The 14,876-nt window shown below is 58.6% G+C and carries 11 protein-coding genes; 1 reads left to right on the forward strand and 10 read right to left on the reverse strand.

Annotation, left to right across the window (positions count from 1 at the left end; all coding sequences use genetic code 11):
* Positions 1–12 precede the first annotated feature (12 nt).
* The 6 genes from NF685_RS13605 to NF685_RS13630 form a co-directional block, all read right to left on the reverse strand.
* Complete coding sequence (locus tag NF685_RS13605) at positions 13–939, reverse strand: substrate-binding domain-containing protein (RefSeq protein WP_222547350.1); 927 nt, start codon at positions 937–939, stop codon at positions 13–15.
* Positions 940–970: 31 nt separating this feature from the next.
* Positions 971–1,438, reverse strand: coding sequence for an RpiB/LacA/LacB family sugar-phosphate isomerase (locus NF685_RS13610; RefSeq protein ID WP_222547351.1), 468 nt, complete (start codon positions 1,436–1,438; stop codon positions 971–973).
* Positions 1,439–1,471: 33 nt separating this feature from the next.
* Positions 1,472–2,299, reverse strand: coding sequence for a DeoR/GlpR family DNA-binding transcription regulator (locus NF685_RS13615; protein ID WP_252850049.1), 828 nt, complete (start codon positions 2,297–2,299; stop codon positions 1,472–1,474).
* Positions 2,296–3,060 carry a triose-phosphate isomerase gene (locus tag NF685_RS13620; protein ID WP_252850050.1) on the reverse strand — a complete coding sequence of 255 codons (765 nt, stop codon included), beginning with the start codon at positions 3,058–3,060 and terminating at the stop codon, positions 2,296–2,298. Before NF685_RS13620 ends, NF685_RS13615 begins: the two co-directional genes overlap by 4 nt.
* 472 nt (positions 3,061–3,532) lie before the next feature.
* Entirely contained in the window at positions 3,533–5,212 is a 1,680-nt protein-coding gene (locus NF685_RS13625; protein WP_252850051.1) for a glycerol-3-phosphate dehydrogenase/oxidase, read from the reverse strand.
* A gap of 72 nt (positions 5,213–5,284) precedes the next feature.
* Positions 5,285–6,826: an FGGY-family carbohydrate kinase gene (locus NF685_RS13630; RefSeq protein WP_252850052.1), complete on the reverse strand. Its 1,542-nt coding sequence runs from the start codon at positions 6,824–6,826 to the stop codon at positions 5,285–5,287.
* Positions 6,827–7,227: 401 nt separating this feature from the next.
* On the opposite strand from NF685_RS13630, the gene NF685_RS13635 reads away from it, so the two are divergent.
* Positions 7,228–7,995 carry a DeoR/GlpR family DNA-binding transcription regulator gene (locus tag NF685_RS13635; RefSeq protein WP_252850053.1) on the forward strand — a complete coding sequence of 256 codons (768 nt, stop codon included), beginning with the start codon at positions 7,228–7,230 and terminating at the stop codon, positions 7,993–7,995.
* 57 nt (positions 7,996–8,052) lie between these two features.
* Here NF685_RS13635 and NF685_RS13640 read toward each other — a convergent pair whose 3' ends face one another.
* The 4 genes from NF685_RS13640 to NF685_RS13655 form a co-directional block, all read right to left on the reverse strand.
* Positions 8,053–9,108 carry an NAD(P)-dependent alcohol dehydrogenase gene (locus tag NF685_RS13640; RefSeq protein ID WP_252850054.1) on the reverse strand — a complete coding sequence of 352 codons (1,056 nt, stop codon included), beginning with the start codon at positions 9,106–9,108 and terminating at the stop codon, positions 8,053–8,055.
* A 116-nt stretch (positions 9,109–9,224) separates the two neighbouring features.
* Complete coding sequence (locus NF685_RS13645) at positions 9,225–12,422, reverse strand: efflux RND transporter permease subunit (protein ID WP_252850055.1); 3,198 nt, start codon at positions 12,420–12,422, stop codon at positions 9,225–9,227.
* A 2-nt stretch (positions 12,423–12,424) separates the two neighbouring features.
* A complete protein-coding gene (locus tag NF685_RS13650) occupies positions 12,425–13,636 on the reverse strand; it encodes an efflux RND transporter periplasmic adaptor subunit (protein WP_222547359.1) in 1,212 nt (403 codons plus the stop codon).
* Positions 13,633–14,802 (reverse strand): TolC family protein, encoded by a 1,170-nt coding sequence (locus NF685_RS13655; protein WP_252850056.1) that lies wholly within the window; start codon positions 14,800–14,802, stop codon positions 13,633–13,635. Before NF685_RS13655 ends, NF685_RS13650 begins: the two co-directional genes overlap by 4 nt.
* Between the last annotated feature and the right edge of the window lie 74 nt (positions 14,803–14,876).

Genomic DNA, 14,876 nt, shown 5'->3' on the forward strand with positions numbered 1-14,876 from the left:
TGTTCCCATCGCTTATTTCGAAAGCGTTGCTTTCGTGATGATATCGATACCCGTGTCTATATTCTTGGGCGTCTGCTGCCCCAGGGCTTTTTGCCATGCAGCAATCACTGCCCAGTAGCCCTGCATCTCAGGGCGGCTGGATGCGGAGGAATCAACCACGCCATCCTTGATGAGCTGGAGCATGTCGCTGAGGTTGTCGAGCCCGACCTCCTGAACCTTGCCGACCTTGTCGCTTTCACGAATGGCCTGACCGATACCGACCGGGCCTGCGGCATCGCAGGCGACCCATCCACCCAGGTCGGGATGCGCCTGCATGATGGCCGAGGCCTGTTTCTGTGCCGTTTCGATGCTGTCGTTATCGATGCCGGTCGCCACGACCTTCATGTCGGGATATTTGGCAAAGACCTTGAGTTCGCATCGCGCGCGCAGAGCATGATTGGGGGCTGTCGGCACACCCATCATGATAGCGACCTCACCTTTGTGGTTGAGCAGTTTCGCGAGCCTTTCGGCGGCGATGGTGCCCTGCTCGCAAAAATCAGCCCCGACCGCCGTGATATTCATTCCCTCGGGCGGGAGTGAATCGAACACCGTCATGGGGATTTTCTCGTCGACGGCTTCCTGCATGGTCGAGCGATTGCCCTTCTCGTCGAGAAGGTCGAGAATCAGCCCGTCAGGGTGCGTGGCAATAGCCCGTTCGATGATATCGTTCTGGGTCGAGACGTCAGCCGTCTGGGGCGCGCGATACTCCACCGTGATGGAGCGGCCGGTTGCCTTGCTGAGAAGCTGGGCAGCAGCCTGTGCGCCATTATTGGCCTTGTCAAACCAGGGATGAACGGCTTTCGGGATCATGACAAACCGCATGGGCCCGTTATCCGCGGCCGCATGAGCGGTCATCGGAGCCAGGAACAGGGCGGCAGTTGCGAGCAGAGCTTTTTTCATGAAGTCAGACCTTTATGGTCGTGTTGATCCATTACTTGCAGGAATTGGGCGAGTATTTGCGGTCGAGGGCGTTGATGCCGTCAACGTTCTTCGCCGAGGCGCTGGCCGGATCGAATTTCTTGGCCAGGAACGCGTCCACAATTGTCTTTGCCAGCTCGGAACCGACAACACGTGCGCCCAGCGTGATGATATGGGCGTTATTGGACAGCGCCGCGCGCTCGGCCGAATAGACGTCATGGGCCTGGGCCGCGCGGATGCCCGGGATCTTGTTGGCTGAAATGGCAACGCCAATGCCCGTGCCGCAGCAGAGGATGCCACGCTCGTACTCACCCGATAGAATTGCGTGGCCGACGCGCTCGCTCAGTTCGGAATAGAGTTCGCTCTTGGCATCGACCGGGCGCGAAAGATCGACGGCATCGACACCTTTGGCCTTGAGGTGGGCCACGATCTGCTGGGCCAGACCTTCACCGGCGCTATCGCCACCAACTGCAATTTTCATGATCTCTTCCTTTATTTTGATCAGGGATAGGGGTCAGAAAGGCGCGCGTTGCGCGGGAGGTTGCACGGTATCCAGTGTGGCTATGTGCAAATTGATCCCGGCATCGAGCATCCGGTTCTTCTGGCTGTCGGACACACCTGAATCGGTGATCACGACATCGAAGTCAGAAAGGTTGGCCAGGCGATTGAGCGCCGTGACATCGAATTTCTGACTGTCGATCATCAGGATACGACGATCGACGATCTCCATGAGTGCCATCTTGCATTTGACGATCTCCTGCTCCTGATGAAAGGCGCCGAGATCGCGCACAGCCGAGACGGACATGAACAGGGTATTGGCACGCAGCGACTTGGTGCCCTGTTCGCAGAGGATACCCAGAAACGCATCGAAGCGCGGGTGGTATTTCCCGCCGAGGCAGATCAGGCTTATGTCGCGTGCTCCGGCAATCTGCGTGGCAATGCCCATGCTGTTTGTGAGCACGGTCAGTGGCATTCCCGAAGGCAGGTTTTCCGACAGCACGCGTGACGTCGTCGAGTCATCGAGCGCGATGATATCACCTGCCTTGATGAATTCCGCAGCAACACGCGCAATCGCCTGCTTCTCACGCGAGGCGCGTCTCATGCGATGCACGACGCTCGTTTCCATGACGCCGCTGGCGAGCATGGTCACGCCACCATGGACCTTGCGCACCAGTCCCTGCTCGGAGAGTGCGTGCAGGTCGCGATGGATCGTCATGCGGCTTGTCGAGAAGCGATCGACCAGTTCCTCGATCTGCGCGCCGCCATTTTCGAGCACATAATCGAGGATCTCGCGGCGACGTGCCGAGACCGCCTTGCTCTCGACTCCGGTCGCGCCGCTCATGATGCGACCGACCGGATGATGGCTTCCAGCCCTGCCGGATTCCATGCTGAACGACCGATAAACACGCCATCGACATCGCGCAGCGCGGTATAGGCGGCAGCGTTCGCCAGAGAAACGCTGCCGCCATAAAGCAGAGGCACACGCTTTGCTGCGTCTGTCCCGACCAGTTCGGCAAGGACCGCGCGCAGTCTCGTATGGGCGATATCGACAAATTCGGGTTCTGCTGCCGTACCGTTTGAACCGATCGCCCAGACGGGCTCGTAAGCGATAAGAACCGTTGCGATTTCGGCCTCGTTCAGACCGTAAAGAGCCATTTTGGTCTGGCGTGCGAGTGTTTCATGTGTGACGCCGAACGCATATTCGTCCGCGCTGTCACCGATGCAGATGAGCGGACGCAGGCCGTAGCGGATTGCGGCGCGGACCTTCAGATTGACTGTGATATCCGTCTCGCTGAAATGCTCACGTCGTTCGGAATGCCCCAGTTCGATCAGATCGGCACCGCATTCGCGTACCATCTGCGGTGAGATTTCTCCGGTCCAGGCGCCCTCGTCCTCCCAGTGCATGTTCTGGGCGCCGACATGCCAGCGTGAGCCCTGTAACCGCGCCGCGACACTTTCCAGCGACGTGAAAGGCGGAATGATAAACGGTGTGATCGAAGCCGGAACGTCCATATCTGCAATCTGTGTGGCAGCATCGCGCGAGGCGCCCGGCCCCTTGTTCATCTTCCAGCTTGTTCCGACCCAGAGAGATTTTGAGGACATCGCTTTGTCTTTCTTCGCACTACCGGCACGTTCATCATAACGTATGAATGTTACTATAGGCGGAGAGATAACATCGAGATAGATAAAATATCATATTGTCCGTTCACATTGATATGATTGATCGGGCTATGATATTCAGAAAACTACTATATCACTGATAAACAACGATAATGTTTTTGGTGCAAGTGTTACGTTTTGTGGCGTGATAATGTGATGTCATGTTTTCCGTCCCTACAGGCGGGAAATCCGGGTTAACCGGCTTTCACTGACATGCAGCAAGCGCATGGAGCATCATGGAACACCGATGACACCGGTGATCTCAACGCAGGTTTGTATGGGCCTTTTGTTGTTTCAGCGCCGATAAGCCGCCCCTGTTGCGCTCTGCTGGCCTGATAAGCCCGCAATGTCTGGGCCCGCGCAACAGGCCTCGCGCTGTTGCGGGTTGCTCATGTCGCGCTCGCCGGGTCCGGTGTCACAATCCTTCGGGATCCTTAACGCCGTGAGTTGTTTGGGCCCGTTGCCAGCAGCGATCTACCTGTTCGCTTCGTTTGGCATCCGACCAACCCAGCATTTCGGCCATGATGAGACTGATCTCAACGATCCTTGCGCGGGTCAGTAAACCGCGCAGGGCAATGGGCGTGCGTCGGTAGACAATGTCATCAACCGTGCGAACCAGTTCTTCGTCCACGATATAGCGTATTTCGTTACGCGTATATTCGGCCAGGGTCTCAAGCGGCCGGTCGGGTGTGGCGCTGCAGGTGGCTGCAACACGTTCTGCCGTTGTGCCGTAGCGTTCGAATAACGCTTCGGCACGCGCCATATCGATGGCATTCTTTCTTGCAATCGTTTCGAGATAGGCCTTGCGCCCGCGTGTGCCGGGATAGCGCGCGCCGCCGCCAATGGGCCGCGTACGAGATGATGCGATACGTTTCCTGTGCAGCATCGCCAGGGTTTTGTCTGCCACCTCTTCCGCCAGTCCGCGAAAAGTCGTCCATTTACCGCCGACCAGCGAGAGCACAGGCGTGGTTCCCGCATAATCCGTGTGAACAATATGATCGCGGCTGATCGCTCCGGGGTCGTCCGCATTGCTTGCAGGGAGCGGTCGCACGCCGCAATAGCGATAGAGCACATGCCGATCCGCGATCGCAAAGCCTGGGAAAAGCTCGCTCAGCATGTGCAGCATGTAATTCTGCTCCTCTTCGGAACAGGTGGCGGTGTCGGGATCCTTCACGGGAATATCGGTCGAGCCGACGAGAATATGCCCGAGGAAAGGATAGGCCAGACAGATACGCCCGTCCTTCGTGCCGAAATAGACCATCTGCCCATCGAGTTCGCGCAACAGGGCCTCGTGACGGAGGACGAGATGAGAGCCCTTCGTGCCGCCGATATAGCGGGTCTGAAGGCCGAGTTCCGCATTGATGCTGTCGATCCAGGCCCCACCGGCATTGATCACGAGATCGGTCTTCACATGGATGACCGTATCGGTCAGCGCATCGCGCAATGTGAGCACACCCTCATGAAAACCCTCGACGCGTGTATAGGTTTTGACCGCGCAACCGAGATTGAGACGCAGCGCATCCTCTACGCATTCGAAACCCAGCCTTTCCGGCTGTGAGATCGCTGCATCGTAATAGCGGCCCGTCGCGATTACCTTCCGGGTCATATGAGGCCACGCCCGTCGGACGGCCTTGCCAAGGCTGAGCCTGTGGCGCGGCATCACGCGTGCCCTCCGACCGAGAAAATCATAGATCTGCATGCCGATTTCGGTGATCAGCACGCCGCGATCGGCAAGCTTGCTCCTGAATCCCAGAAAACGTCTGATCGAGGGAATAATACCGCCAAACCATGAATGGATCGGTATGACTGTCGGAAGCGGCGTTACCAGATGCGGCGCATTTCTGAGGAGCAGGTTACGCTCAAGCGTGGATTGCGCGACAAGTCTGAATTCACCCGTTTCGAGATATTTGATTCCACCATGGATAAGACGTGACGGAGCCGCAGAGGCGCCTGCGCAGATATCCTCGCGCTCGATCAGGAGCACGTTGACGCCCTGAAGCGCGAGCTCCCTGAAAAGGCCGACGCCATTGATGCCGGCGCCGATGATCGTCACATCGAAATGGGTGGAATCGAGCTGTTCGGCGGAATGGGTCATGTCAGTCTCGTGCTCATGCGTGTCATCGGACAAAGCCGAAATGGATGATGGTCAAATACAGGCGACGGGGTTTCAGGCATTCGGAAGCGAGTCGGTGAGGTAATCGTCACCCTGATCACTATGCAGGGCGGGCCAGAATGGCTCCAGTGCCTGGGCGACAGACTGATAACGCGCGTAAATTGAGTCGTAATACCGTTTCATGACAGCATCAGGTCCGAACTGACGGGGCTGAACATCGAGAGAGTCGACAGCATTTTCGAGACTCGTGGCCATGCCGCACGCCACCCCCGCAGTGAGCGCAGCGCCAAGCGCCCCGGCTTCACGTACGGGTGAAGTCATGACCGTATGTCCAAGAATATCGGCAAAAAGCTGGCCGATTTCCGGTCGCCTGCTACCTCCTCCCGATACGCCGATACGGACGACGCTCCCGGTCCGAAGCAGGTCCTCGACATGGTGGCGGTGATTGAAGATCGTTCCTTCGATCATGGCACGAAAAAGGTCGGCGCGGTCATGCCAGGACTGCACCCCAAGAAAGGAGGCTGTTGCCGGTGTTTCGAACGGCGAGCCGAACAGATAGGGATGATAGAGCGGGATCTGACGGTTCATGCGGCCCTCGCTGAATTTGCCTATCGCGGCATCGATCAGCTTTGCAGCGGAATCCGGATCTTCAGGGTCGATATAGCGGGCCATCCATTCGAGATTGCTTGCCGAGGCGGGCGAGATCGCCATGCAGTTCCACAGACCTTTGCGATATCCGGCGCGACAGGCCCATTCATTGCCTGTCACCGGACGGTCGCGGAGAACCTCATTGATCGAGAACGTGCCTGCGGTCACTGTCATATCGCCTGGCCGGATCTGTCCGAGCCCGACCGCTGCAGCGATGACGTCATGCAGCCCTGCAGAAACGGGTGTGCCTGCCATGAGACCGGTCATACGGGCGGCCTCGGGAGTTACCCTGCCCGCGCAGTCGCAGGAATCGTGCATGGGTGGCAGTGCCGGTGCGACTTCGCGCAGATCGAGGCAGTCGAGGATATCCGTGCTGTAGCATTGCCTATGCAGATCGGTGAATGCCGTACTCGCCTCGGTGAGATCGGTCGCCACCTCTCCTGTGAGGCAGTAGCGCAGCCAGTCCTTGGCAAAGAATGCCACGCCGATTGCGCTGTAGCGCTCTGGCTGGTGGCGCTTGATCCACGCGAGCAATGTGGTTGCGGAATAAGGATAGGGGCGCTGCCCGGCGAGCGGCATCATCCTGTCCAGGATGCCATCACGCTTCCACTGGTCGTGAAGACCATAGGCACGGCTGTCGAGCGACATGATTCCGTGCCCGAGCGGTCTGTTGCCCCTGTCGAGCAGGAATAAACCATCGCCATGTGCTGTCACCCCGACACCGGCAATGTCGGCACCGGTCAATCCAGCATCGGCAAGCGCATCCCGTATCGTGCCGGCCACGACAGACCAGCTTTTCTCCAGATCACGTTCCACATGGCGCGGCGTGTCCGAGATCTGCGCGATGCGCGCATGCCCTACTCCTGCAATCCGGCCGTCTGTGGCGAAAATCACAGTTTTGGCGCTGGACGATCCGCAGTCGATCCCGATCAGATATGCCGCACCCATGACTTGGCTCCATAATGACTTGAGGCCTAACCGTTCTCCCGCTGTAATATGAGCGTAAATGTTATGAAAATCACAATAAAGTGCTATATATGATACGTTGGGTGAGGTAATTTATCGCACGCTCCGGTGATCGCCGGTATCGATCAAGTTCTGTCTCTCGCGGGACACGCACAGGTTTATTTCCGGTCAGGCGCTCACCCGCTCTTGAAGGGCATGACATGTTGTTTCCCTTAAGCAGATGTATGAGACTATCCCTTGCTGGCATGAGATATTTGTGATATTTTTGTTATCAATCAATCGGTCTGCTTGGTCCACCGGAACAAAGCGAATTCTGTCAAAGGCAGTTCTTGAATATGAGTGATGACATCAGGTCAGCACCTCCCCTGGACGGTTTCTCGGGCGTGAAACGTCAGAATCTGAAGTCGCGTCAGCAGCAGATTCTCGATCTGCTGTTCGAGCAGGGTAACGCCAGCATCGAATTTCTTGCCGAGCATTTCGACGTCAGTCGCATGACGATTCACCGTGATGCCCATGCGCTTGCCAGTCAGGGGCTGATTGACAAGATCCATGGTGGCATCACGCTCAAGAACCGGGCGCGTACCGAGAAAAATGTGGCCTATCGTCAACACCGGGCGGCCAATCTCAAAAAGGCGATCATTCAGCGCGCCGTATCGATGATCGAACCGGGTCAGGTCATCATCCTCGATGATTCGACGACGGTAGCCGAAATGCTGCCGCTCCTTCCGGCACGCGCACCGCTGACAGTGATTACCAATGCTGTCGGTGTCGTGCAGGCGCTTGCGCCCTTCCCCGGTATCAAGATCATCTGTCTCGGGGGCGATTACAGCAATTCGCGCAACGCATTTTTCGGGCTTGTCTGTGAGCAGGCGGCGCGGTCTTTGCGCGGCAACATCATGTTTATGTCAACCTCGGTCATTTCTGGCGATACGGCGTTCCAGAACGATCAGGATGTGGTGAAGGTAAAACGTGCGCTGATGGCAATTGCCGATCGGTGCGTTCTGCTTGTGGACAGCACCAAGTTTCGCCAAGGCGGTTTGCATCGCCTGACGTCGCTTCAGGAATTTGACCGTATTCTGACCGATGGGCAGATCAAGCCGGCAATCCTGTCCGATCTGGAAGCTTCAGGAATCCCCGTCGAAGTCTGCTAGGCGTTTTACACGGGAGGCGCCCTTAACGGGCGCCTCCCGGATACCGTGAGAACGGTATCAGGCTGCGTGATCGAGCGTGGCCATATCGATGACAAAACGGTATTTCACGTCCGATTTGAGCATGCGCGCATAAGCATGTTCGATCTCGTCCATGGCGATCATCTCGATATCGGCCGTGATGCCGTGTTCGCCGCAGAAATCGAGCATTTCCTGTGTCTCGGCGATGCCGCCGATCAGCGAGCCCGCAAAGTTACGGCGCTTCATGATGAGGCTGAACACCGCAACGGGTAGTGGTTGTTCGGGGGCACCGACCTGAACCAGTGTGCCATCGCGCTTGAGCAGATTGAGATACGTATTGATATCGTGCTCTGCCGCAACGGCATCGAGAATGAAATCGAACCGGCCGGCTTCACGGGCCATCGCGTCTGCATCTTTCGACAGCACGACCTCATGGGCGCCGAGACGAATACCGTCCGCAACCTTGTTCTGCGATGTGGTGAAGAGCACCACTTCCGCCCCGAAAGCGCGCGCGAATTTCACGGCCATATGGCCAAGTCCACCCAGGCCGACAACACCCACGCGCTGACCCGGCCCGACCTTCCAGTGCTTGAGCGGCGAATAGGTGGTGATGCCTGCGCACAGAAGCGGCGCTACCGCGGCGAGATCGAGGTTTTCAGGCACCTTGAGAACGAAAGCCTGATCGACGACAACGGCTTTCGAATAGCCACCGAAGGTTATACCACGTCCCTGTCGATCTTCGCCGTTATAGGTGCCGACAAAGCCCTCTTCGCAATACTGCTCGAGACCTTCCTTGCAGCTCGGGCATTCGCGACAGGAATCGACCATACAGCCCACACCGACGAGATCGCCCACCTTGAAGCGGGACACCGAGGCGCCTGTTTCGCTTACGCGCCCCACGATTTCATGTCCGGGAACGCAGGGGTAAATCGTGTTGTGCCACTCGTTGCGTGCCTGATGGATGTCTGAATGGCACACGCCGCAATAGAGAATGTCGATTTTGACATCGTCCGGACCGGTATCGCGTCGTTCGAACTGGAATGGGGAAAGTTTGTCTGAAGCGCTCTGCGCGCCATATCCGACACAGGATAGCATCGTGGATCTCCGTCTTGGCTTGCGGCGTTGAAACGGCAAATGCCGCAAGACCCTGTCGGTCATTGCGGCATTTATGTCGAAGCCTGTCAAATCAACGTCGTGATGCCGGGGTGGTTTCAGTCCTGCTGTGTCGCACCGACAGGACGCCGCGCTTTCTTCTCACGCCAAGCGGAGAGGCTGATATAGAGTGTGGGAAGTACGAGCAGCGTAAGCGCGGTGCACGAGATGAGCCCCCCGATAACGACTGTGGCCAGTGGTTTTTCGACTTCGGCGCCCTCGCTCATTGAAAATGCCATGGGAAAAAAGCCGAGACAGGCGACCGTCGCTGTGGCCATGACAGGGCGAAAGCGCTCGCGTGCCGAGGTAACGGCGGCTTTGATCGCATCGAGCCCGGCCAGGCGCTTGTCTCTGATATAGGCGATCAGAACGACGCCATTGAGCGTGGCTACGCCGAACAGGGCGATGAACCCGATCCCTGCCGAAATACTGAATGGCATGCCGCGCACCCAGAGGGCGATGATCCCACCGGTTGCGGCAAAAGGCAGATTGACGAAGACGAGTGCCGCCAGCCAGACATCGCCAAGGGCGAGGATCAGCAGACAGAAGATCAGCACCAGTGTGATTGGCACGACGACCTCAAGTCGGGCCACCGCCGTCTGGAGATTGCGGAACTGCCCGCTCCATTCAATGCGATAGCCGGGCGGCAGCTTGATCTGTGTCTTGACGGCTTGCTGGGCTTCCTGAACGAACGAGCTCAGGTCGCGCCCGCGCACATTGGCCTGGACCATCATGCGCCGCTCGCCCTGATTGCGCCGGATTGCCGCAGGACCATCGCGCAGGGTGATATCCGCGACCTGATCGAGACGTACCGTGTGATCGTCACGCGTGAGTACGGGAAGCAGTTTGATATCCGCCAGATCGTCCCGTGCCTCTGCCATGATGCGCACTTCGGTAGGGATGAGCGCGTCCTGCAACGAGACGGGCGGTCCGACATGGCCTCCAATGGACTCCACAACGTCCAGCACTTCAGACGTATCGACGTTCAGACGGGCGGCAGCCGTACGATCCACATCGATGTGAAGATAGGGGATCGTCCCGACATCCTGCGGCGCCACGTCTGCTGCACCGGGCACGCTATCGACCACACGTGCGGCATCTGCAGCAAGGCGCATGAGCGTGTCGATGTCCGGCCCGTAGATGCCAATCGCAATCTGCGAGCGCACGCCGGATTGCAGATCGTCCATACGCATCTGGATGGGCTGGCTCCACGAGTAGAGCGATCCGGGGTTGTTCTTGCGCAGTGCCGCGTCGAACGCCCTGATCAGCCCCTCCTGCGATGTAGCGGTTTTCCATTCCGAGCGCGGCTTGAGCAGAACATAGGTATCCGATTGCTCGCCGCCCTGGGGATCGGTGGGAATGGCTGACGTACCGCTGTTGCTGACCAGCATTCTGATATCGGGAAACTGCCTGAGTGTTTTCTCGATCTGCTGGATGGACCGTAGCGAGGCATCGAGCGAAATGCCCGGCAGACGGGTGGAGGTCACGATGAGATCGCCCTCCTGAAGCTGGGGAATGAATTCGCCACCGAGGTGCGTGGTCAGGCCCAGAGAAACGACAAGAATAACAAGGGCGATAGCGATCACCTTGCGCGTGTTGTCCATGCACCAGCGTGAAGCCGGAGCGAAGCCGCGCCTGAGAAACCTGATAAAGAACGTATCGTGTTCGGTGCCGGAAAGCGCGTTGTCCTGACCATGCTCGTCAGCACTCTGTTCTGCACCCTGCCCATCGATCTTATTGCCTGCTGCCTCGCGCGCCGGTCCGTGCGCAACATGAGGTTTGATCTTCATGATCAGTGCCGAGAACGCCGGTACTGCAACCAGCGCATAGATCAGCGATGCGACGAGAGCGAGAATGACCGTCTGCGCCATGGGCCTGAACATGCGCCCTTCAACGCCCTCAAGCGTCAGTACCGGCAGATAGACCATGATGATAATGAGAATGGCGAAAATGACCGGGCGCGCGACAGAGGCGACGGTATCGGCGATACGACGCGTCAGCGGCACATTGGCTGCTGCCTGACTGGACAGAACGCTTTCGACAATCACGAGGGCGCTATCGACCACCATGCCGAAATCGATTGCACCGAGGCTCAGCAGATTGGCTGAAATCCCGAGATGACGCATGCCAACCATGGCCGCAACCAGAGAAAACGGAATGACGGAGATAATGACCAGTGAGGCACGCCAGTCGCCTATTACGACCAGCAGAACGATCAAGACCAGCAGAGCGCCAAGAAGCAGGTTTTCCTTGACGGTGTGAATGGTGACATCGGTTAGTGTGGCGCGGCTGTAATAGGGTTCGAGGCTCACGCCTGCTGGCAGGGTCGAGACGATCTGAGGCAGGGCCTTCTCGATGCGCGCGAGCGTGGCTTTGGCATTGGCCCCCTGCTGAAGCAGGATCACGGCATTGACGATTTCGCCCTCGCCATCACGCGTGACGCCGCCCAGACGGGGCAGTCGTCCTTCGCGCACGGTGCCGACATCGCGCACATGCACGACACCGCCATTGGGCATGCTGCGCACCTGAACCTCGCCCAGCTCGTGCAGGCTGTCTATGAGCGAGCGGCCGACGATGATCTGCTGTTCGTCATTATGCTCGATCCATGCGCCACCCGCAGCCTCGTTGTCACGATCGACAGCGTTGAAGACATCCGAGACCGAGACCTGGAACTGCCTGAGCGCCATGGGGTTGAGGGCAACCTGATAGGTCTGCGACGCACCACCATTGATATTGACGTCGATCACCCCCGGAATGAGGCGCAGCTTCGGCACCACGTTCCATGTCATGATACGATTGAGCGACGCCAGAGACTGACCCTTGCCATGGATCTGGATCTGCATGATCTCGCCCATGCCGGTTGCCATGGGGCCCATGCTGATGGCAATATTGCGTACCGATACAGCCGCCCGCGCCTGATCGAGACGCTGCGCCACCAGCTCGCGTGCCCTGTAGATGTCTGTTCCGTCGTCGAACTGGAGATAAAGCACTGAAACGCCCGTGCGCGACACCGAGCGCATGGAATCGACACCCACTATACCGGACATGACGGTTTCGATGGGGAAGGTCACCAGTCGCTCGACCTCTTCGGTCGGCAGACCGGGAGCCCGGACGCTGATAAGCACCTGACGCGGCGATATATCCGGTACCGGTTCGACCGACAACGAGCGCAGGTCCGCAATCCCGGCGATCATGAGGAGCACGACCGCACCGAGTATGGCGGCGCGCCCCTTGAGAAGGGCGAGCATGAAACGCATGATTACTGGCCGCCCTCACCGTGATTGGGTTCGGGTGCGAGAAGTGCCTGGGATTTCAGCACGAAACTGCCATCTGTCACGACAGTCTCCCCGGGTTTGAGCCCTTTGGTGACGATGATGGTCCCGTCGAGTTCCGGGCCAGTCGAGACCTTTCTGGCCTCGTAATGCGTATCGTCGATACGAACGAAAACGCAGGGCTGGCTGCCGATTGTCTGGATTGCCGTCGCAGGCAGGCTCGTTCCGTGAACCAGTTCCGATGAAAAGAGCCTCGTCTTGACCAGCATGTCAGGCCTGAGCTGACGTTTTGCGTTCTCTACAAGGCTGCGCACCAGAACATGGCGCGTCATCGGGTCCACGCTGCCCTCGATCAGATCGATACGCGATGCGATCGGCTGGGCATCGGGCGCGGGCCATGTCAGCTGTCGGCCGCCCCGACTCAAATGGGTCGCCTGTTGCTCACCGACCTGCGAAACCACCCAGACATGGGAAAGATCGTCAATTTCAACGGCAGGGGCAGCACGTCCCGATACTTCCTCCCCCACGCCTACCGTTATCCTGTTTACGATCCCGTCGATGGGGGAAATAACGGAGGAATGAAGCCCCTCGGTTTTCTCTGACGATGAGGAAAAACGGGCGAGGCGCTCACGCTCGTTCTGGACAATCGCCTGGCTGCGTTTGACCGTGCCCTCGGCATCCTGCAATCGCGAACGCCGTCGCTGTGCTTCGCCCTGTGACACCGCGCCCCCCTGGAGGGAGCGCGCCCTGTCATAGGAGAGGCGTGCATCGTCACGCAGGGCCTTGGCCTGTTGCAGGGCGGCCTCGGCCGAGAGCAGGCGCTGATGCGCATCGCTGAGACTGAAATCGTCATAGGTGAACAACACCTGACCCTTGCTCACAACCTCACCCGGCGTGACCAGAACAGTCTGAACACGTCCCTGCCCTACCGGATGAATGCGTGCACTGCGTCTGTCATCCTGATCGATATAGGCTGGAACATCGACATGGGGTGGCAGTGCGCCAGCTTTGGTGATGGCCGTGTGGATATTCTCATGCGAGAGCGCCTCGCGCGAAATCACGATGGGCGCTTTCGGCCAGCTGCCGCCCATCTGGGCAAAAGCGGGACCAGGGAGAAAAACGCTTGAGGAGAGAACCGCACAGGCAAGCAGGGTTGCGATGTGTGCGGGCCGAGGCCTGAGGACAGAGCGATATATCATGGGTAGTTCCCGGCCATCAGGCTCATTCTTATCATTGCCGCGTGCCAAATGACGTCAGCTTCGGCGCTTCTCTGTCCGGCTTCGAGAGCCGCGCGCCGCGCACGCAGATATTCGATGACCGGTGTCTCGCCCACACTCCAGGCGTGTTCGAGGTCATGGGCGCGTGAATCGAGAGCGTGGCGGGCGGAGGACGCGCTACGGAGCATGGTCAGGGCGGAACTGAGACTGGCGCGTGTCTGACGATATTCGGTTTTGACCTTGCGCTGGGCGAGAATGGCGTCGCGCTCTGCGGCGCCCATGGCCTTGACCTCTTTCATGACGATAGGCGTGTTTCTGGCCTCGCTAGGGAGCGCCATGGAGAACTGCACACCGACCTGCGTGTCCCACGGACTGCCGTACTGCCCCTGTTTGACAACCTGCACACCGAGTTGGGGATTGGGCATGTAGGAATGGCGGGCGAGCGTATAGGCCGCCTTGGCACTGCGCGATACGGCAGCAGCCATTTCGATACGTGGATCGCGCGCCGGGTCGAGGCTCAGGTTCTGTGTTCGCAGCATGCGTCCGTCGAGTGAGAGGATATCCGGAATTTCATCCGTGCCCGTCAGGGCTTCCAGTTCGGCGCGGGCATTCTCGAGCGCCTGTTCGGACTGCGCGATCTGGGCATCGAAATCCGCTTTTTCGCCGACAACTGCATCGAAATCGGCTGCCGCGATTTCCCCGGCGCGCAGGCCCTGATGCGAGCTTTGAACAACGCGTTCGAGCAGATCGCTTGTCGCCCGCAGATTGCCGATTTTTTTTTGCAAAAGCGTGGCGCTGCTGGCCAGATCGAGCAGGCGTACGGCGCTGAGAAGGTGCTGGACCTTGATGCGGGCTTTTGCCACTTCCTCGTCAGCGAGGGCATTCTTTACCGTCGCGGTACCCTGTCCCGGCAGCCACAGGGGCAGACTGATGCTGCCCTGATAGGTCGTGTAGCCAAGATTGGTGCCGATGAAATGATCGTCGAGATACTGTCCGGCGATGATCGGGCCTTCGGGGAACCACGACTGGGCGGCCCGCGCATTTTTGTGTGAGGCCGTGGCATCGATGGAGTAGGATGTGTTGGCCGGATCGCGATCCCAGGCAAGCTGGATCGCCTCATGAAAACTCTCCGCGTGACCGGTCGGCATGAAACCGATTGTCGCGAGGAAGAGGAAAGCGCCTCGCCACAGGGGTATGGACCGGGTCGGACCATAAGGGGGCT

The sequence above is a fragment of the Asaia lannensis NBRC 102526 genome, assembly GCF_024054035.1.
GTDB lineage: Bacteria > Pseudomonadota > Alphaproteobacteria > Acetobacterales > Acetobacteraceae > Asaia > Asaia lannensis.